This window comes from Streptomyces dengpaensis (assembly GCF_002946835.1).
Lineage (GTDB): Bacteria > Actinomycetota > Actinomycetes > Streptomycetales > Streptomycetaceae > Streptomyces > Streptomyces dengpaensis.
On sequence record NZ_CP026652.1, the window covers coordinates 3118965 to 3137937 of the forward strand.

Here is an 18973-nt window from a genome sequence, read left to right on the forward strand (position 1 = left end):
GGGTGGGGACTTCTGATGTCCGTGGTGGAGCGACAGGAGTGGGACGTCGTCGTGGTCGGTGCCGGGGGCGCCGGCCTGCGGGCCGCGATCGAGGCACGGGAGCGCGGCGCGCGTACGGCCGTGATCTGCAAGTCCCTCTTCGGCAAGGCCCACACGGTGATGGCCGAGGGCGGCATCGCGGCCGCGATGGCCAATGTGAACGAGCACGACAACTGGCAGGTCCACTTCCGCGACACCATGCGCGGCGGCAAGTTCCTCAACCAGTGGCGGATGGCGGAGCTGCACGCGCAGGAGGCCCCCGACCGGGTGTGGGAGCTGGAGACCTGGGGCGCCCTCTTCGACCGCACGAAGGACGGGCGGATCTCGCAGCGCAACTTCGGCGGCCACGAGTATCCGCGGCTCGCGCATGTCGGCGACCGTACCGGCCTGGAGCTGATCCGGACCCTCCAGCAGAAGATCGTGTCGCTCCAGCAGGAGGACATGAAGGAGACCGGCGACTACGAGTCGCGCCTGAAGGTGTACCAGGAGTGCACCGTCACGCGAGTCCTCAAGGACGGGGACCGGGTTTCCGGCGTCTTCTGCTACGAGCGTGAGTCCGGCCGCTTCTTCGTCCTCGAAGCGCCCGCCGTCGTGATCGCCACCGGCGGTATCGGCAAGTCCTTCAAGGTGACGTCGAACTCGTGGGAGTACACGGGCGACGGGCACGCGCTCGCTCTGCTGGCCGGAGCGCCGCTGCTGAACATGGAGTTCGTGCAGTTCCACCCCACGGGCATGGTCTGGCCCCCGTCGGTGAAGGGGATTCTGGTCACCGAGTCCGTCCGCGGTGACGGCGGTGTGCTGCGGAACTCCGACGGCAAGCGGTTCATGTTCGACTACATCCCGGACGTCTTCAAGGAGAAGTACGCGCAGTCCGAGGACGAGGGCGACCGCTGGTACGAAGACCCGGACAACAACCGCCGTCCGCCGGAACTGCTCCCCCGTGACGAGGTGGCCCGGGCGATCAACGCCGAGGTGAAGGCGGGCCGCGGCTCCCCGCACGGCGGTGTCTTCCTCGACGTGTCCACGCGCATGCCCGCCGACGTCATCCGGCGCCGGCTGCCGTCCATGTACCACCAGTTCAAGGAGCTGGCGGACGTCGACATCACGGCGGAGGCCATGGAGGTCGGGCCCACCTGCCACTACGTCATGGGCGGCATCGCGGTCGACTCGGACACGGCGGCGGCGCGCGGGGTGCCGGGCCTGTTCGCGGCCGGGGAGGTCGCGGGCGGCATGCACGGCTCCAACCGGCTCGGCGGCAACTCGCTCTCCGACCTGCTGGTGTTCGGGCGGCGGGCGGGCCTGCACGCGGCCGAGTACGCCGCCGGTCTGGGGAAACACTCTGAGGTCGACGACATCCAGGTGGACACGGCGGCGGCGGAGGCACTGCGCCCCTTCTCGGCCGAGGGCCCGGAAGCCGACGCCGCGAGCGGACGCCCGCCGGAGAATCCGTACACCCTCCACCAGGAACTCCAGCAGACCATGAACGACCTGGTCGGCATCATCCGCCGGGAGGCCGAGATGGAACAGGCGCTGGAGAAGCTCGCGGAGCTGCGCGTACGGGCGCGCCGGGCGGGCGTGGAGGGCCACCGGCAGTTCAACCCCGGCTGGCACCTCGCCCTCGACCTGCGCAACATGCTCCTGGTCAGCGAATGCGTCGCACGCGCCGCCCTGGAGCGTACGGAATCGCGCGGCGGCCACACCCGCGAGGACCATCCGACGATGGAGCGGACCTGGCGCCGTATCAACCTGCTGTGCCAACTGACCGACCCGACGGGCGGGCTGGCGGCGACCGATCCCGTACGCGGTCAGATCGACCTCGTACGCGAGACCACCGAACCCATCCGCCCCGACCTGCTCGCCCTCTTCGAGAAGGAGGAGCTGGTCAAGTACCTCGCCGAAGAGGAGCTCTACGAGTGAGCAGCTATGAAGCCCGCTTCAAGGTGTGGCGCGGGGACGCCGAGGGCGGCGGCCTGGAGGACTTCAAGGTCGAAGTCAACGAGGGCGAGGTGGTGCTGGACATCATCCACCGGCTCCAGGCCACCCAGGCCCCCGACCTGGCCGTGCGCTGGAACTGCAAGGCGGGCAAGTGCGGTTCGTGCTCGGCGGAGATCAACGGGCGGCCGCGGCTGTTGTGCATGACGCGGATGTCGGTGTTCACGCCGGAGGAGACGATCACCGTCACACCGCTGCGCGCCTTCCCGGTCGTACGGGATCTGGTGACCGACGTGGGCTTCAACTACACCAAGGCGCGGGAGGTCCCGTCCTTCGTGCCGCCCGCCGGCCTGCGCGCCGGTGAGTACCGGATGATGCAGGAGGACGTCGACCGCTCGCAGGAGTTCCGCAAGTGCATCGAGTGCTTCCTGTGCCAGGACACCTGCCATGTCGTGCGTGACCACGAGGAGAACAAGACGGCGTTCGCGGGCCCGCGCTTCCTGATGCGCGTCGCCGAGCTGGACATGCACCCGCTGGACGCGGCGGCGGAGTCCGGCCTGGACCGCAAGCGCAGCGCCCAGGACGACCACGGTCTCGGCTACTGCAACATCACCAAGTGCTGCACCGAGGTCTGCCCCGAGGGCATCAAGATCACGGACAATGCCCTGATTCCCTTGAAAGAACGGGCGGTTGACCGCAAGTACGACCCGCTGGTGTGGCTGGGGTCGAAGATCAGGAGGCGGCAGGACTGACCCAGCCCTCCCGGTACTGCGTCCAGTCCTTCTCACGCGCGGCGAAGTCCACGTAGAGGGCGACGCCGAAGTGTTCGCGGGTGCGGTCGGTGCGGGAGAGGCCGAGACGGGTGCCGCGGACGGCTGCCCTGACGGTCTCCGCGGAGCCGCGGTGGCTCACGTCGTCCTCGTAGTAGAAGGGCAGGCCCATCAGCAAGTCCGTCGACTTCGGGGTGACTTCGAGGGCGAGGGAGGTCTGCTGGGCGACGTAACCGCCGTACAGGCTCTCCAGCGGCATCGCCGTGTCGTACGACATCACGGCGATCTGGTCGACCCGGCGGGCGACCTGTCCGAAGTACGACTGCGACCACCACTTGTAGTGTCCGGTCAGGGTGCCCGTGACGGAGTGGAGCGCCGGAAGCGGGTCGATCTGGTGGGCGGCGACGGAGAGCGGGACGTCGTGGGCGCGGGTGACGCGGCGCAGGTCGTCGAGGAGGGAGAGGTAGTCGGAGTCGCCGGAGTGCAGAGGCTCCAGGTCGAAGTGGGCGCCGTCGAAGCCGGCGTCGAGGACCTGGCGGGCCGAGCGCACGACGGCGTCCCGGGTCGCCTTCCGCTCCAGCCGCAGCCCGACCGGCCCCTCGCTCGCCAGTCTGTCGCCGAGCCAGGCCTGGACCCGTACGCCGGGCAGCTCCCGGTGCACGGCGGCGATCAGCCAGCCAGCACGCGGGTACACCGCCTCGGGCAGCGTGCCGTCGTGCTCCAGCGGTCCCGTGTGCACGTACAGATCCCGGATCCCGGTGCTCCGCAGCCGCGCCGCGAGCGCCGTGACGTCCGCGTCCTTCTTCCGCCCGTCCACCCAGGCGTGGCCCAGCCAGAGGGCGTCACGGTTCCTGGTCTTGGTGCCGGGGGCCGGGTCTCCGGCGTAGTTGACGCGGAGGGCGATGCCTGCGGCGAGGGTCGGCAGGAGGAGGGCGAGGATCAGGGCGAGGGCGATGCGTTTGGGCCAGCGGAGGCGGGGGTGACGCCAGGAACGGCGCCACGCCGGGGGTTGTGGGTCCGGTATCGGGGGCTGCGCTGTCTCTTGCGCCTGCGGTTCCGAGGGCTGCGGGGCTTCTAGCCCTTCGGGCGCCGGGGGCTGCGGCGTCTCTTGCTCTTCCGGCTCCGGGGGCTGCGGGGCTTCTGGCGCCTCCGGAGCCGGGGGCTGCGGGGCTTCGCGCGGCTCCCGGTCCGGGACCTGTGCGTCCGCCGCCGTCGGCTCTGTTCGGTTCGTGTCCATCCCCGCGCCCCCTCCGTACGCCCCCGTATCCCCCGTACCTTAGACGCCCCCACCTCGGCGTACGCCCGGTCGCGCCCCCGTACCAGCGGCCATACGCTCCCAAATGTGACGTCGCCCCAGAGCCGGAACCGGTCGCGCAGAGCCACGTCCCACATAGCCGTGCGCGTGGCGCATGTCGTGCTCGGAGGACTGGTGGCGGTGGGGTGGCTGGTGCTGCCCCTGACCGAGGGGCGTGGCGGGGACACGGTGACCGCGACCAGGGGTGTGCGTGTCACCGGCGAGGCGGGGGTTCAGGGGGCCGCGGGTGATGTCGGTCAGGACGAGACGGCCACCGCGGACCTCGTACTGCCGCTCATCGCGCTGGGCACCGCGGTCGTACTGGCGGCGTACGGGTACGCCCGGCGCACGCGACGGGCGAGGACGCGTACGACGCCGGGCGGCGGGTCCGCGCAGGTCGCGTCCGTCCGTGAACTCGACCGGCAGACACGGACGTTACTGGTCGACACCGACGACTGCGTCCGGACGAGCGCCGAGGAACTCGGCTGCGCCGCCGCCCAGTTCGGGGCCGACGCGGTCAAGCCGTACGCGGAGGCGTTGGCGTACGCGAAGGCCGAGCTGGCGGACGCCTTCCGGCTGCGGCAACAGCTCGACGACTCGGCGCCGGAAAACGGCCGGAACATCCTTGAGGAGATCGTGCTGCGCTGCACGGAGGCGGGGCGGCGGCTTGACGCGGAGGCCGCCGGGTTCGACCAACTGCGTGCCCTGGAGCGGGACCCGGAAACCGCCCTGCGGCACGCTGAGACCCGCTTACGGGAGCTCGCCGCGCGCACCCCGGCCGCCGAGGCGACGCTGCGCGACCTCCATGAGCGGTACGCCCCCTCCGCGTCCCTCCCCGTCGCCGGCCACGTCGAACTGGCCAAGGACCGGCTCGCGTTCGCCACGATGCAGCTCGACCAGGCGCGGCAGTCCCGCGACCGGGGCGACGGCGGGAAGGCGGCCGCGTATCTGCGCTCGGCGGAGGGGGCCGTCGACCAGGCGGCGGTCCTCGTGGACGGCGTCGACCGGCTCGCCGCCGAACTGGGCGCGGCCGACGCGCAGGTGACCGCCGCCCTCGACGCCGTACGGGCCGACCTCGCGGAGGCCCGCGGGCTGCTGGCGACCTCGGGGGTCGGTGCGCTGCCCGGGCGGGTCGCGCACGCCGAGTCGCTGCTCGCCGATGTGCGCCGGGAGATGGCGGGCGGTCCGTACGACCCTCTCGACGCCCTGCGGCGCCTTGCCGAGGCGGGGGCGGCGCTTGCCTCGGTGCGCTCCGGTGAGCTGTCCGAGGACCGTGCTCGTGCGCTCCTCGAGCACGCGCTGCTCCCTGCGCGTAGCGCGGTCGCCGTCGTGGCGGGGTTCGTCACGACGCATCGGGGGGCGGTGGGGTGTGGGGCGCGTACGCGGCTGGCGGAGGCGGAGCGTCGTCTCGGGCTGGCGCCCGATCTCTCCGAGGTCGAGTGGGCCGGTGTGCTCGCCCGGGAGGCGTTGCGGGTTGCCGAGCGGGATGTGCGGGCGTATGGGACGCCGTACGGGGGGCGCGACGTGGGGCCCGCGAGTTTCGGTGGGCCCCTGACGCGGGGGCGGCGGGCGGTGCCGGGTGCCTGACCAGGGGGTTTCGCCCCCTCCGCCCCTACCCGTCCCGTATCTGGGGGGCTCCGCCCCCCAGACCCCCCATATCGCGCTTCGCGCTCGTCCTCAAACGCCGGACAGGCTAAGACGCCTCAGAACAGGCTCAGCAACGCCTCCGCCGGGTCCGTCAGGCCCGTCCCGCCGTCCGGGAGCGGGAGTTCGAACCACACCGTCTTGCCGCGCGGCGTCCGGCGGGAGCCCCAGGCCGCCGACAGCAGCCCCACGAGCTGCAGCCCTCGGCCGCCTTCGTCCGTGTCCCGGGCCCGTCGCCGCCGCGGCTGGACGAGCCCCGCGTCCCAGACCTCGCAGACGAGGGTGCGGTCGAGGAGGAGCCGCAGCCGGATCTCGCCCTCGCCGTAGCGCAGCGCGTTGGTCACCAGCTCGCTGACCAGGAGCTCCGCCGTGTCCACGAGGGGTTCGAGGCCCCAGGACACCAGCTGCGTACGGGCGTACTCACGCGCGCGCCCCACACTGCGCGGCTCGCGCGGCAGGGTCCAGTCGCCGACGGACTCGGCGGGCAGGCCCTGGACACGGGCCATCAGCAGCGCGATGTCGTCCTCGCCGTGGTGGGTGTCGAGGGTGTTGAGGACGTGGTCGCAGACGTCCTCCAGCGGGCTGGAGGGGTCGGTCAGGGCGCCGACGAACGCCTGGAGGCCCTCGTCGAGGGGATGGTCGCGGGATTCGACCAGTCCATCCGTGTAGAGCGCCAGCAACGCACCCTCGGGAAGCTCGACCTCCACCTCCTCGAAGGGCTCGCCGCCCACCCCGAGCGGCATCCCGGGCGGCACGTCGAGCATCAGCGCGCTCTCGCCGGGTTCGACCAGCACCGGCGGCAGATGGCCCGCGTTGGCGAAGGTGCACCGGCGCGTCACGGAGTCGTAGACGGCGTACACGCACGTCGCGAGGTACACCTCGGAGAGGTCGGCGTCGCGCGGCTGCCGGGTGCGGGTGGACTGCTGGACCCCGCCGGGCGTGCCGAGGCCGCGCGCGATCTCGTCCAGCGCCGAGAGGACTTCGGCGGGTTCCAGATCGAGGAGCGCCAGCGTCCGTACGGCTGAACGGAGTTCACCCATGGCGACGGCAGCGCGCAACCCGCGCCCCATCACATCCCCCACCACCAACGCCGTGCGGTGGCCGGGCAGTTCGATGACGTCGAACCAGTCGCCGCCCACCTCCGTCGCGGCATTTCCGGGGAGGTAGCGGCAGGCGATGTCCAGACCCGAGGCCTCCGGATCGCCCGGGGGCAGCAGGGACCGTTGCAGTATCAGCGCGCGCTCGTGCTCGCGGCGGTAGAGGCGCGCGTTGTCGATGCAGACGGCGGCGCGGGCCGCGAGTTCCACGGCGAGCGCCCGGTCGCGTTCGCCGAACGGCTCGCTGCCCTTCGTACGGGAGAACTGGGCGAGCCCGACGACGGTGTCGTGGGCGACCATCGGGACCGCGAGCGTGGACTGGATGAGCCCGCCCTCCGCGGCGGGGATGTGCTGGGGGCGTGCGGTGCGCAGGGCGTCCGCGCAGGGCGAGTTGAAGGGATAGTGGTGGACCGCGCCGACGTCCACCGGTTCCGGTCCGCCGAGGAAGGGCGCGTCGGAGACGGCGCTGGCGAAGGCGACGCGGCGGAGTTCGGCGCTGCCGTCGGCCAGGCCCGGCGGGGTTTCGTCGCCGGCCAGCAGGCCCTGGTAGAGGTCGACGGTCGCGAGGTCGCAGAATCCGGGCACGACGACGTCGAGGAGCTCGCGTGCGGTGGTCTCCAGGTCGAGGGAGTTGCCGATACGGGCGCCGGCCTCGTTCAGAAGGGCGAGATTGCGCCGGGCGGCGGCCGCCTCGCGGGCGGCGGCGCGACGGGCCGTGATGTCGGTTCCGAGCCAGGCGATACCGATGGGGCGGCCGCTGCCGCTGTGCACGCGGTAGAGGTTGATGGACCAGTGGCGGCGTTCGTCGGACCCGGGCACATGGCCCGTGACGTGCATGTCCGTGATGGAGTCGCCGGTCTCCAGGACGCGGCGCAGGATCGCCGCGACGCGCTCGGCCTCCGCGCGGGGCAGATAGTCGTGGACACCCTTCCCGCGGTGGTCCTCGGCGGTGCCGCCGAAAGTCGAGGCGAACCGCTGGTTGGCGCGCCGGACCCGCAGATCGGTGTCGATCAGGAGGAAGCCGAAGGGAGATTGACCGAAAATCGCCTGCGAGGCGGCGAGGTCCGTCTCGATCCTGCGCAGGATACGGACGTCCACGAGGATGCATACGGCGGCCCGCTCACCCTCCTCCGTAGTGGTGGGCATCACATAGACCTCGGCGAGCCCTTCGACGCCCTCGCTGCCGTCGTCGCGAGCGGGCATCCGGAACGGGATCACTCCGGTCCACTCCCGGCCGTCCAAAATCTCCGCCATCTTGCGCTGCCCGAACTCACGCCGGCCGGGGGCGACGAACGCCTCGATGGGGTCCATGCCGACGGCGCGCCCGGAGGAGATGCCGAAGAGCTGCTCGGCCCGCAGGCTCCACTGGTCGACGAGCCCGTCGGGGCCTATGGAGAACGCCGCGACCTTGATGTAGTCGTAGATCGAACCGGGCGGACTGCTCTGCCACATCGCGTCACGCATCGAGTCGGTTGCCGCGCCGCGCATCGAGTTGGTTGCCGCACCACGCATGGAGTCAGTCGTCGCGCCAGGACTCGATTCGCCTGTCACATCAGGCCTCGACCCGCCCGTCGCGTCACCCGTCGGTTCGCCCGTCGCGCCCCGCATCGATGCGCCCATCGAACCGGTCGTCGATCCGCCCGTCGCGTCGCCCGCGCGCGCGTCGGGCACTGTGCGCACGGGACCGCGCGCAGCGTCGCCCGCGGCATCGCCCGCGACCTCAGCCCTCGCGCCGTCCGACGGGTCCTCGGACTCCGTGGCCTTCGCTGGTATCTCGCTCACGCGAACCGTCCCCTCCAGCTCACCGCGTCCGGCACCGGTCACCGGAGGCGGCTGCCCGCAGTATCCAGCACTACGGCGCCGCACAACACGGTGTTCACGATCACAGCCCGGTCCCGATGGTTTTTGGACCGGCCGCGACATACTCCCAGTCTTCTAACCAGGTAGCACCCCGTCGAATCAAAGAGCCCGGCCGGCATCGGTGGCTGGAACCCTTCGGTCGTTCCCCCCTCCCCCTCCCGACGATCCGTCAGCCGGGCACCGCCAGCTCGAACCAGACCGTCTTCCCGGTGCCTCCGGGGCGGGTGCCCCAGCGGCGCGAGGAGCTGGCCACGAGCTGGAGTCCGCGGCCGCTCTCGTCGTCGGCGTCGGTGGCCCGCTCGCGGGGCGGGTCCGGCAGCGGGTCGGAGACCTCCACCAGCAGGGCGCCCGGCAGCCCGGCAGGGCGTACGAGCCGTACGCCGATGGGGCCCGTGGCGTGCCGCAGGGAGTTCGTCACCAGCTCGCTGACCAGCAGTGCGGCGATATCGCCGAGGCAGTCCAGTTCCCAGGTGCGCAGCTGACCCCGAACGACGGCACGGGCGGTACGGACGGCACCTGGTTCCGCGGGAAAGGTCCACTCGGCGCAATCGCCTTCGGTGTCGATCAAGCCGATCACTTCCCAGGCCAAGAGCACACCCATGTCCGGTTTCATGGGGTTAATGGGCACATACCCGATATCCGGGACGCCTTACCGCCCCCGAAGGCGCACTGTGGCACGAACGGCGTACGACGCTCTGAACGCCGCCGGCCCATACGCCCCGCGAGGTTTCTCCACTCCCCGCGCGCCACCCCGGACGAGCCCCGGCCTCCGCCCGGGCAGTCCGCGACCTGATCCGCCGGACAGGCTCTAGCCGCCCGCGCCCCACGCCGTCAGCGCGGCCTTCACCGCGGGAACGTCGTGGTCCAGCCAGGCCACGTCCTCGACCTCGTCCGGAGCGAGCCAGCGCAACTCGTCGTGATCTTCGAGGGGCTTGGGTTCGCCCGAGCCAGGGAGCAGCCGTGCGATCCACACCCGCAGGACGTACGGCGCCGTGAGGGGCCACTCCCCCGGGACACGCTCGACCGGCTCCGCCTCGACGCCGAGTTCTTCGCGCAGCTCCCGTACGAGGGCGTGCTCGGGAGTCTCGCCCGGTTCGACCTTGCCGCCCGGCAACTCCCAGCGCCCGGCCAGCTCGGGAGGCGCGCTGCGGCGGGCGGCGAGCAGGCGACCGCCGCTCAGCAGGGCGGCTCCCACCACCACGATCCGTTCCGTCATGAGCCGGAGCCTACGGGAGTGCCACCGGACCCCGGACGGGACGGATGCCCCGGGCAGGTCGTATGCCCCCGGCAGGACCGAAGCCCCCAACAGGGCGGATCACTTGGTTCCGTTCTGCCCGATGAGCTCGACCCAGTAGAGCTGCTTGTGCCGGCGGTCGTCGAGGCTGTCGGCGATCTTCTGGGCCTCGGCGCGGGTCGCGTACCTGCCCACGCGGTAGCGATTGCCGTTGTCGTCCTGCCGTATGACGAGCCAGGGAAGAGTGATCGTGCCGTCGTTCATCGCGCCCCTCCACTTCCCGACCCGGGTCCCCGCCGTGCCCCGCCCTCTAAGGAAACCGCAATCCGCATATGCCCGAGCCTACGCCTAACCTTCACGCAGCGAATACGGCTTTTCACAAAGAGGTACGCAACCGGCCAGGCTGGAAAGCACCGCACGCCCTCGAACGCGCTGTCGAGCACTCCCTGCGCGCCCTCGAACAGCACGAAGTCCAGCGTGGGCACGGCACTTGAGAACGGCCAGATTCCAACCGGATCCGTACGGGGGTCACTTGGCGGCCGACGGCGGACAGCGCCGCAGCGCACCGCGTCGGCGTCCGCTCCCCGAACCCGGCGGCTACGGCTACTTCACCGGCAGGTGATACGCGATGCGGTACCGGTCCGCCGGGACGACCACGTCGGCCGTCTCGACCGGGCGCCCCGAGGCGTAGAAGGTCCGCTGGATGACGAGGACGACATGCCCGGGTACGCCGCCCAGCGCGAGGAGTTCCTCGGCGAGACCTGGGCGCGCTCCCACCTCCTCCGTGACGTTGTCCACGATCACGTCGATGGCCGCCATGCGTTCGACGACGCCCATGCCGCCGAGCGGACCCTCCTCGGGGAGCATCACCGGCGTACGGCCCGTGACGGCGAGGGGTTCCCAGGACGTGGAGAGCATCACCGCGTCGCCGCCGTCCCGGTAGACGTAGTTCGTGCACATCACGCGGTCGCCGGGCTTGATGGACAGGCGCTCGGCGATGGCGCCGCTGGCCTCGACCTGGCGGCTGTGGGACTCCCAGGTGCCGCGCACGGACACGTCGGCCTGCTCCTGGCGGAACGGGGTCGCGCCGCTGTCCGGCCGGTACCCGGAGCGGGCCACCCGGCGCGGGACCGGCCGCTCCCGCACGTACGTGCCCGAACCGGAGCGGCCCTCGACGAGCCCCTCGGCCATCAGCACCTTGCGCGCCTCCAGGGCGACCGTGTCCGAGACGCCGTACTCCTCGCGGATCCTGGCCTGTGACGGGAGGCGGGTGTGCGGTGGCAGCGAACCGTCGACGATCTTCTTGCGGAGATCACCCGCGACACGCAGGTAGGCCGGCTGCTCACCGAATGTCACTAGGCGCTCCCATCAGGTTGTACAGACAGCAAGAGCGTGGCAACCGTGGGTTGTGCCATGCAAGCAAAGGCCAGGGAATCACTCGATGTGATGACTTGATCCGCCCGAGGGTTTCACCAGGCACTTTCTCCCCGCTACAGCCGCGGTCACACCTCCATACCGGCACCGCTTCCTCCGTCGCCGGCGCCGTCGCCGCCCTCCTCGTACGACGGCGGGGTGGTGGCGAGGCCCAGAGCCTTGCGGATGGTGACCGTCTTCTCGGCGTCGATGAGCTTCAGGCCCCTCTCGTAGTGCGTGTAGAAGGTGTCCGCGTCCTGCGCGTCCGCCGCCTTCGCCCACTCCTTCTGCGCCAGCTCGAGGTCCTTGACGAGCGCGGCGACACCGCTGGAGGCGTCGGGGGCGAACGTATGGCCGCGCAGCATGCCCGCCTGTTTCGTGAGCGCCTTCGAGACCCTGGTCGCCCATTCCTTGTGGCCCGGCAGATCGTCCTCGACGTACTCCTCGTAAGGCGCCGACTCCATCGCCGCGTTGAGGACGTGCGCGGCCTTCAGATAGGCGAGCTGGTCCGCGTCGAGGGTGAGCACGTCCTTGCGCAGCGAGCCCGTCAGGCTGACCTTCTCGTCGACGCTGCCGAACATGCAGGTGACTTCGCGGTCGCCGACGCGCCAGCTCTGCGAGGTCGGCGTGAAGTAGTACACGTCGACGTTGCCCGGGATGGCCCAGCTGTCCATCGCGTACGTGTCCCGCAGCGCGTAGCACTTCTCGTCGGCGGTGTCGGTGATCGCGCTGTCGCCCGGGTAACCACCCTTGCCCAGCTGGAAGTTGGCGAAAACCTCGGCGTCGTGCCGGCCGGCGCACGGCACCTTGTCGACGTCGTACGCCATACCCTCCAGCGAGCCGCCCGGCGCGTCGAAACACTCGCCCTTCTTGAGCGAGAAGGCCGAGCCCCGTTCGCTCGCCGCGTCCCGGAAGCCGTCCCAGAAGTCGCGCGCACCGCCCGTGGCGACCGCGAGTACGAGCAGGACGACGCCGATCGACGACATGACCATGCCGCCCACCGCCATCCCCTTGCCGCGCTCGCCCCGCCGCTTGATCTGCGCGAGCGCGACGATCCCGAGAACCAGCCCGACAGCGGGCAGGAAGCAGAGGATGCCGAGCACGAGCGCGGAGATCGCGAGCCCGTTGACGGGCGCCGGCCGGTTGTACGGGGAATAGCCCTGCCCCCAGGGCTGGTACGCCCCCGGATAGGGGGTTTGCGGGTACGGCTGCTGGTACGGGTACGTGCCCGGGGGCGTACCAGGAGTGCCCTGCGGCAACCCCGGAGGCGGGTACTGACCCTCAGGCTGCTGGGGCCCGGGCGGCGGGGGTATGGACACGGGTGCCTTGCTCCTAGGCCAGGGGGTGTGGAACTGGCGTACGACTGTACGGTTGGGCGCATCGTAAGCGCGCCACGCGGGGGCGATGGGGGGTCCCCCTGATCGAGCGGAGTCGAAATTTTGGGGGAGCGGGTTACGAACGCAGCGATGCGGGCGGTCAACGGGCTGACCGCCCGTTGGGCGGGGACGGCGTCGGGCGGCACGGTGTTCTCCGCCACCGGCGTCTGGCCGCTGCTCGCCCTCCTCGCGGACGCGGCGGGCGGCGCGGCGCGGACGGAGCTGGCGGAAGCGGTGGGGATCGCGGCCGACGAAGCCGCCGCCGCAGGGCGGGAGTTGCTGGGTGCCCTGGAGAGCATGCGGGGCGTGGACACGGCGCTGGGACTGTGGACCAGACGAACGCTGCCCGTGCGGGAGGACTGGGCGGGGGGACTGCCCGTGGACACCTTCGGCGTGCTCAGCGGGGACGTCACCGCGGACAAGGCGACGCTCGACGCATGGGCGGCCCAGCGGACGGGCGGGCTCATCGAGCGCATGCCCGCGCCACTGGACGAGGACACCCTGCTGGTGCTGGCGAGTGCGCTGGCGCTGCGTACGCGGTGGCTGCAACCCTTCGAGCCCGGGTATCTGTCGGCCACTTCGGGTCCGTGGAAGGACCGGCACCTGGCCGGGCTCCTCAGGACGACCGGCCTGCTGGACCGGATCGGTGTGGCGGACACGCCCGCGGGAGCCGTCACGGAGCTGAAGGTCCTCGGTACCACCGGCGTCGACGTTCACCTGCTCCTCGGCGAGGAACGGATGAGCGCGAGTCAGGTACTCGCCGCGGGCGTCGACGTCCTCGCGCGGCGCCACCGGGCTGTGCCGGGTGAGCAACTCCCGTACGGAGAAGTGGGCCCGGGGCTGAATGTCCGCAAGGTGCGCTGCTACAGCCCGACCCCACCGAGCCTGAACGTCGCGACGGTCGCGTTCGACTTCTCCGCTGAGCACGATCTGCTGCAGCATCCGCGGCTGTTCGGGCTCGACGCGGCCAGGGACGACTCCCGAGGGCACTTCCCCGGTATCAGCCACCACCCCCTGGCGGTGGGCTCCGCCAACCAGGCGGCTACCACCGCCTTCACCGACAAGGGCTTTCGCGCGGCCGCCGTTACGGCGTTGTCGGCGATCGCCGGCTGCGCGATGCCCTTCGAGCGCCCGGCACCCCGCTATGTGACGACCGAGATCGACGCTGTCTTCCACCGCCCCTTCGGCTTCCTCGCCGTGCACCGCACCTCACGCCTCGTCCTCGCGGCGGGCTGGGTCACCGAGCCGGAGCCGTTCCGCGAGGACGAGGAGTACTGAGGACGAGGAGTGCTACTGACCGCCGGTCAGAACTGCAGCGCCCAGGAGTCGATCTTCCCGGTGTCGAGCGACGCGTTGTCGCTCACGCGCAGCTTCCAGGTGCCGTTGGCGACCTCGGAGGAGGCATTCACCGTGTACGTGGTGTTGATGTTGTCGGAGCTTCCGCCGGTCCCGTACGCCTTCAGCGTGTACGCCGACCCGTCGGGGGCGATCAGTTGCACCTGCAGATCACCGATGTACGTGTGAACGATGCTCACAGGCACGCTCAGTGACGACGGCGCGTTCCCGGAAACACCGCTCACGGTGATCGGCGACTCGACCGTGGAGTGGTCGTTGATCGTGTAGTCCGCGGTGTTGTCGAAGCGCGGTCCTGGCGGAGTCACCGTACCGGCGCCGACCTGGAGCAGCCGGTTGGGCGAGCCGGTGCCCGGGTTGGTGACGACACCGGTCGAGGCGGCGGCGATCAGGCCCGAGGCGACCTGCGCGGGCGTGGAGCCGGGATTGTCGGCCAGATAGACCGCCGCCGCGCCAGCCACGTGCGGCGTCGCCATCGAGGTACCGGAGATGGTGTTCGTCGCCGTGTCGCTGCTGTTCCAGGACGAGGTGATCGAGGAGCCCGGGGCGAAAATGTCCAGGACGGAGCCGTAGTTGGAGAAACTGGAGCGGGCGTCGGAGGACGTGGTCGAGCCGACGGTGATGGCCTCGGTGACCCGCGCGGGCGAGTAGTTGGAGGCGTTGGCGCTGTCATTGCCCGCCGCAACCGCGAAGGTGACGCCGGAGGCGATGGCGTTGCGGACGGCCGTGTCGAGGGCGCTGTCCGCGCCGCCGCCGAGCGACATGTTGGCGACGGACGGGCCGCTGCGGTTCTGGGCGACCCAGTCGATGCCCGCGACAACCTGGGCGGTCGTGCCCGAGCCCGCGTTGTTGAGCACGCGGACGCCGACGATCCTCGCCTTCTTGGCGACGCCGTACGCGTTGCCGGCCACCGTGCCCGCCACGTGTGTGCCGTGGCCGTTGCCGTCCTGGGCGGTGTTGTCGTTGTCAATGGCGTCGTAGCCGTACGAGGCACGGCCGCCGAAGTCGCTGTGGGTGATGCGTACGCCGGTGTCGATGATGTACGCGGTCACGCCCGACCCGGCCGAGTCCGGGTAGGTGTACGAGCTGTTGAGCGGCAGGTTCTTCTGGTCGATACGGTCCAGGCCCCAGGAGGGCGGGTTGGGCTGGGTCGTGTCGATGTGGAAGGTGCGGTTCTGGACGACGGAGGTGACGGCGGGGTCGGCGGCGAACCGCTCCGCCTCGGCCTCGGTGGCCTCCACCGCGTAGCCGTTCAGCGCCTTCTTGTACGTACGCTCGACCGTGGCGCCGTACTCCTTGGCGAGGGCCTTGCCCTGGGCCGAGTCCGCCTTCGCGGCGTCCGCGTCGAGGGTCACGATGTAGCTGTTCGCGACGGCGTTGGACGCTCCGGCGTACTGGATGTGGCCCACGGGTTCGGGCGCGGCACTCGCGGCACTCACGGGGAGCGCGGAGACGATGCCGAGGGCGAGAGCCGTTGTGCCGGCCCAGACGAGTCTTCGCCGGGCGTGGCGGGCAGGACGGACATGACGCATCTCTGCCATCTGAGGGATCCTTCTCATTCGGTGGTGCGCTGGTGGGGGTTGGTGCACGAACCGAGAAGTCGACGCGACAGGGCCATGCCAAGCATCCGGCCGCGCGCCGGCGGCCGTCTGGCACTGAACTGTGATGCCCCTGTGCGTCAGCCGAAAGATTGAGGCCTGCAGAGGAATTGCACAAGAGCCCTGCACGCCCTTAACACGGTCGCCATGTGCCAGACATGACGCAACGTCATCAACCGGCCACATCTAACCTGCGGACATGACACCACTGCCGGATTGCTTCTGCCCCACGGACGGCACCCGCATCCCCGCCGACTCGCTCACCTGGTGCTGCCCGGTCTGCCGCGGCCCGCTCGACCTGGACTTCGCGCCGACGCCCGCACCCCTCAAATCCCCTGCCGGGCGGGTGAATTCACTGTGGCGGTACGCCGAGTGCCTGCCGCTGGGGACGCCCTCCGTCAGCCTGGGCGAAGGGCGCACCCCGCTGGTCCCCCTCCTGCCGGGCCGTGCAGCTCGGCCGGGACCGCGGGCTTCTTGCCGTGGCCGCCGTCGGTGGTCGCGGTGGAGCCGGCAGGGGATTCTGCCGCACGGACCGGTGCTGCTTCCTTCGCCGTGTTCTGTTCGGTGCCGCATCCGGCGGCCAGCAGGGCAGCGGCCGCCGCGGCGGCGATCAGGCTGACCAGGCTCCAGCGCATCCAGGAGTTCCAGCAGGTCACCTGCCCCTGGTCGAGCCGGGTCAGGGACTTCGCGGCGTGGAAGTCCTCCTCGATGCGCCCCTGGTGCAGACCACGGACACCAGGTCGGCCAAGGCGACCGAGGTGGCAGCGGTAGAAGGACAGTTCACCGGTGTAGCGGTGGCGGCGGATGAGCAGGGCGCTGTTTCCCGGTTCCCGTCCGGGGGGTGTCGTCGCCGGTGATCTCGACCATGGCCCAGTCGTAGTCGCGGTCGCCCTTGGTGCCGTGCCCGGTCCGCAGCCGCTGCCAGGCCCGGCGGGACACCCGACTCCGCACCCGGGGTCCCGCCGTCACCGCACCTTAGTCGTCCGTGCGCTCCAGGAAGATCGGGTTGGTCATCGCCGCCATGGCGCCCCACGGCAGGTCGGGGCTCATGGAGTTGCCCTTGCCCGGGGTGCCGTCGGCCCTCGGGTGGCGGATCTCGGCGCGCACGTACGCGGCGAGCGAGGCGGTGGTGCGCCACACGACCGTGCCGGTGCCGGAGGCGGGCAGCGACCTCTGGTGCATCTGGCCCTCGTCGGTGATGAAGCGGACGGTGCCGCCCGGCACGCCCGAGACGTCCAGCCGGACGTCCACGGGAGCGTCGGAGGGCACCCGCAGCCGCTCGCCGATACCGGCCTGCATGCCACGGCCGGTGACGGTGAAGGCCAGGTCGACGGTGGACCACTCGGTGATCCAGCTGCGGCCGTTGCGGATGGCGTCCAGGATCGCGGTCCGGCTGAGGTTCTCGGCGTGCACGACCATGTGCGGCGCACCGACCACCTGGGGCTCCCGGTGCGCATCGCTGTTGCCCATGGCCGGCACCCAGTCGTGGCCCTTCCTGACCGCGTCGCCGAGCATGGCGTCCCAGACATCGACGGCCGACTCGTCGTCGTACGTCCAGGGGCCGTTCCACAGCTCCACGGCGTCGGCGTGCTCATAGCCGAACTTCCACTGAGCGCCGATGTACGGGGTGTACGGGTGCGCGGGCACCACCAGGCCCCCGGAGCGGTGCACCTCCCGCGCGTAGCGCGCGAACTGGTCGTCGCGGGAACGGTAACGCCAGTCGATCCACTGGCCCGGGTCGACACCCAGCGCCAGCCAGTGGCCGTTGCGCGTGGTGACCTCCTCACCGGCGATGATCAGCAGGTCGTCACCGGCGTGCTCGCCCCAGATCGCGTGCGCAGAGGAGGTGTTGTGCTCGGTGGAGACCATGAAGTCCAGTTTGGAGGCGCGTGCCGCGGCCGCGAGTTCGGCGGGCGTGCGCTTGCCGTCGGAGTGCACGGTGTGCAGATGGCAGTCGCCGCGGTACCAGGCGCGCCCGCGTCCCTTGGCCCGCTCCGGCGGGAAGTTGGGGACGAACGCCGGACCGGGCTCGCCAAACCGCAGAGTTACCTGCACGCTGTAGTCCATGCCCTGCGGCGCCACCTGGTACGGGCCGAGGACGATGTACCACGTACCGGCCTCGACGGGACCGGGCAGATAGCCGGGCGTGGCCTCGGTCGTGCTGATGGCGAAGGACGTTCGGAAGCCGCCGGACCAACCACGGAAGCCCTTGCTTCCCAGCTTGGTGCCGCGCTGGTCGAAGACGCCGATGTCGCAGGAGTTGCCCGGTGTCCCGACCGGCACCGAGGGCTTGTCGTAGGAGTAGGAGACGGCGATCTCACGTACGCCCGTCGGCACTTCCACCGGCAGGTACACGAAGTCCGCCACACCGGTCTCCAGATGCCCGGTGATCGTCCTGGTCACCTCGCCGGTGCCGTCGGCTGCGGCCGGCGTGCCGTCAGCGGCCTGCGCGAAGGAGACAGGAGTCAGGGTGAGCGCCGCCGCGCCGAGACCGGTCGCGGCCGCCAGGAGGGTGCGGCGGGGAAGCCGGTCGTTCTCCAGGGGTTCGGTGTGGCGGTCACAGTGTTCGGTGCACATGGCGTCCTCGCGGTCGATCGGGTCGTAGACGAAGATCGACTACGGAGACCCGACCCTGTTCCGGCGAGATGAACACAAGATGGGAGCCAGAGAAACATGCACAGGCCAAGCGATAACAGCGACGGTCGCCCTGTCCCTCTCCGGCCGGTTCGCCGGTGTGCCGGTGTTCCAGGCGGCCCCGAACGGACTGCTGCGCAGCCGCGCTCCCTACCTGTTCGAGCCGATACTTGCGATCCGGCCCGCCTCGTTCCTCGCAGTCTGGCGCGAGCAGCGATACCCGCCTCTGCCGACTACGGGGGAGGTCGACGGAGGCGGGCAGAGGGGCGCCCATCGCTCACTCCGCCCCTTCCAGCGCGCCGGGGGGAGCTGCCTCTACTCGGTCCGCACCACCAACGCGAACGACGTGCACACGCGTCGGAAGCTCCCATGCCCCGTCCGGCCGGTGTGGCTCATGCACTCGACGTCCACGGCCGCGCCCTCCGTCGATGGCTGCGCTGACCATCCGCACGGGTAGGCCAGACACTCCGCCTCGAACGTCACGTCCGTGTCCGGGTGTTGGGTGATCCGGTGCTCGACGTACCGCAGGACGGAGCGGCTCACGACTGCCCCTGTCCGCGCGTCCGGTGCGGGTGGTTACGGATCTCCACGTCCGCATCCGTCGCCGCCGACAGGTCGCCCCTGTCCCGTGCCGCCTGGCGCTGTGAGACCAGCGCCGCGCACACCCCGCAGCCGGGCGCGGGATCGGGCGGAGTGCGGGGCAGAGACAAATGCACCGGCCCGCTTATC

At 70.9% G+C, this 18973-nt stretch carries 16 protein-coding genes and 1 pseudogene; 5 read left to right on the top strand and 12 right to left on the bottom strand.

The window, feature by feature from the left end; translation table 11 throughout:
• Positions 1–15: 15 nt before the first annotated feature.
• Together C4B68_RS14140 and C4B68_RS14145 are read left to right on the top strand one after the other, a co-directional pair.
• Positions 16–1956, top strand: a complete 1941-nt coding sequence (locus C4B68_RS14140; protein ID WP_099499666.1) for a fumarate reductase/succinate dehydrogenase flavoprotein subunit — start codon at positions 16–18, stop codon at positions 1954–1956.
• A complete protein-coding gene (locus tag C4B68_RS14145; protein WP_099499665.1) occupies positions 1953–2723 on the top strand; it encodes a succinate dehydrogenase/fumarate reductase iron-sulfur subunit in 771 nt (256 codons plus the stop codon). Before C4B68_RS14140 ends, C4B68_RS14145 begins: the two co-directional genes overlap by 4 nt.
• Here the strand turns inward: C4B68_RS14145 and C4B68_RS14150 are convergent.
• Positions 2704–3978 carry a glycoside hydrolase family 18 protein gene (locus tag C4B68_RS14150; protein ID WP_240634347.1) on the bottom strand — a complete coding sequence of 425 codons (1275 nt, stop codon included), beginning with the start codon at positions 3976–3978 and terminating at the stop codon, positions 2704–2706. The two genes, C4B68_RS14145 and C4B68_RS14150, sit on opposite strands and share 20 nt — an antisense overlap.
• A gap of 105 nt (positions 3979–4083) precedes the next feature.
• On the opposite strand from C4B68_RS14150, the gene C4B68_RS14155 reads away from it, so the two are divergent.
• Positions 4084–5622: a hypothetical protein gene (locus C4B68_RS14155; RefSeq protein ID WP_240634349.1), complete on the top strand. Its 1539-nt coding sequence runs from the start codon at positions 4084–4086 to the stop codon at positions 5620–5622.
• A 116-nt stretch (positions 5623–5738) separates the two neighbouring features.
• Here C4B68_RS14155 and C4B68_RS14160 read toward each other — a convergent pair whose 3' ends face one another.
• From C4B68_RS14160 to C4B68_RS14185, 6 genes are all read right to left on the bottom strand, one after another.
• Complete coding sequence (locus C4B68_RS14160; RefSeq protein WP_099499664.1) at positions 5739–8558, bottom strand: SpoIIE family protein phosphatase; 2820 nt, start codon at positions 8556–8558, stop codon at positions 5739–5741.
• Between the two features lie 247 nt (positions 8559–8805).
• On the bottom strand, positions 8806–9237 hold the full coding sequence (locus tag C4B68_RS14165) for an ATP-binding protein (RefSeq protein ID WP_099499663.1): 432 nt from the start codon (positions 9235–9237) through the stop codon (positions 8806–8808).
• A gap of 207 nt (positions 9238–9444) precedes the next feature.
• A complete protein-coding gene (locus tag C4B68_RS14170) occupies positions 9445–9852 on the bottom strand; it encodes a (deoxy)nucleoside triphosphate pyrophosphohydrolase (RefSeq protein WP_099499662.1) in 408 nt (135 codons plus the stop codon).
• A 99-nt stretch (positions 9853–9951) separates the two neighbouring features.
• Positions 9952–10134, bottom strand: coding sequence for an SPOR domain-containing protein (locus C4B68_RS14175; RefSeq protein ID WP_099499661.1), 183 nt, complete (start codon positions 10132–10134; stop codon positions 9952–9954).
• Between the two features lie 339 nt (positions 10135–10473).
• A complete protein-coding gene (locus C4B68_RS14180) occupies positions 10474–11226 on the bottom strand; it encodes a GntR family transcriptional regulator (RefSeq protein WP_099499660.1) in 753 nt (250 codons plus the stop codon).
• A 146-nt stretch (positions 11227–11372) separates the two neighbouring features.
• Positions 11373–12602 (bottom strand): DUF4190 domain-containing protein, encoded by a 1230-nt coding sequence (locus tag C4B68_RS14185; protein ID WP_099499659.1) that lies wholly within the window; start codon positions 12600–12602, stop codon positions 11373–11375.
• A 147-nt stretch (positions 12603–12749) separates the two neighbouring features.
• On the opposite strand from C4B68_RS14185, the gene C4B68_RS14190 reads away from it, so the two are divergent.
• Positions 12750–13937: a serpin family protein gene (locus C4B68_RS14190; protein WP_099499658.1), complete on the top strand. Its 1188-nt coding sequence runs from the start codon at positions 12750–12752 to the stop codon at positions 13935–13937.
• 26 nt (positions 13938–13963) lie between these two features.
• On the opposite strand, the gene C4B68_RS14195 is transcribed toward C4B68_RS14190, so the two are convergent.
• Positions 13964–15553, bottom strand: a complete 1590-nt coding sequence (locus tag C4B68_RS14195) for a S8 family peptidase (RefSeq protein WP_099499657.1) — start codon at positions 15551–15553, stop codon at positions 13964–13966.
• Between the two features lie 256 nt (positions 15554–15809).
• Here C4B68_RS14195 and C4B68_RS43215 point away from each other — a divergent pair.
• A pseudogene (locus tag C4B68_RS43215) lies at positions 15810–16067 on the top strand (threonine synthase); the annotation flags it as partial.
• Here C4B68_RS43215 and C4B68_RS41860 read toward each other — a convergent pair.
• The 4 genes from C4B68_RS41860 to C4B68_RS14210 form a co-directional block, all read right to left on the bottom strand.
• Positions 16009–16266, bottom strand: a complete 258-nt coding sequence (locus tag C4B68_RS41860; RefSeq protein WP_167458941.1) for a hypothetical protein — start codon at positions 16264–16266, stop codon at positions 16009–16011. The pseudogene C4B68_RS43215 and the gene C4B68_RS41860 sit on opposite strands and share 59 nt — an antisense overlap.
• Positions 16267–16390: 124 nt before the next feature.
• Positions 16391–16579 (bottom strand): hypothetical protein, encoded by a 189-nt coding sequence (locus C4B68_RS41330; RefSeq protein ID WP_143674263.1) that lies wholly within the window; start codon positions 16577–16579, stop codon positions 16391–16393.
• Between the two features lie 6 nt (positions 16580–16585).
• Positions 16586–18187: a CehA/McbA family metallohydrolase gene (locus C4B68_RS14205; protein ID WP_167459088.1), complete on the bottom strand. Its 1602-nt coding sequence runs from the start codon at positions 18185–18187 to the stop codon at positions 16586–16588.
• A 372-nt stretch (positions 18188–18559) separates the two neighbouring features.
• Complete coding sequence (locus tag C4B68_RS14210) at positions 18560–18787, bottom strand: DUF7848 domain-containing protein (RefSeq protein ID WP_099499656.1); 228 nt, start codon at positions 18785–18787, stop codon at positions 18560–18562.
• Between the last annotated feature and the right edge of the window lie 186 nt (positions 18788–18973).

Bases quoted from the DNA above. Each gene is read 5' to 3' on its own strand.
- C4B68_RS14195 (WP_099499657.1), bottom strand. From the start codon at position 15,553: ATGGCAGAGATGCGTCATGTCCGTCCTGCCCGCCACGCCCGGCGAAGA.
- C4B68_RS14150 (WP_240634347.1), bottom strand. From the start codon at position 3,978: ATGGACACGAACCGAACAGAGCCGACGGCGGCGGACGCACAGGTCCCG.
- C4B68_RS14190 (WP_099499658.1), top strand. From the start codon at position 12,750: ATGCGGGCGGTCAACGGGCTGACCGCCCGTTGGGCGGGGACGGCGTCG.
- C4B68_RS14205 (WP_167459088.1), bottom strand. From the start codon at position 18,187: ATGTGCACCGAACACTGTGACCGCCACACCGAACCCCTGGAGAACGAC.
- C4B68_RS14175 (WP_099499661.1), bottom strand. From the start codon at position 10,134: ATGAACGACGGCACGATCACTCTTCCCTGGCTCGTCATACGGCAGGAC.
- C4B68_RS14140 (WP_099499666.1), top strand. From the start codon at position 16: ATGTCCGTGGTGGAGCGACAGGAGTGGGACGTCGTCGTGGTCGGTGCC.
- C4B68_RS14170 (WP_099499662.1), bottom strand. From the start codon at position 9,852: ATGACGGAACGGATCGTGGTGGTGGGAGCCGCCCTGCTGAGCGGCGGT.
- C4B68_RS14165 (WP_099499663.1), bottom strand. From the start codon at position 9,237: ATGGGTGTGCTCTTGGCCTGGGAAGTGATCGGCTTGATCGACACCGAA.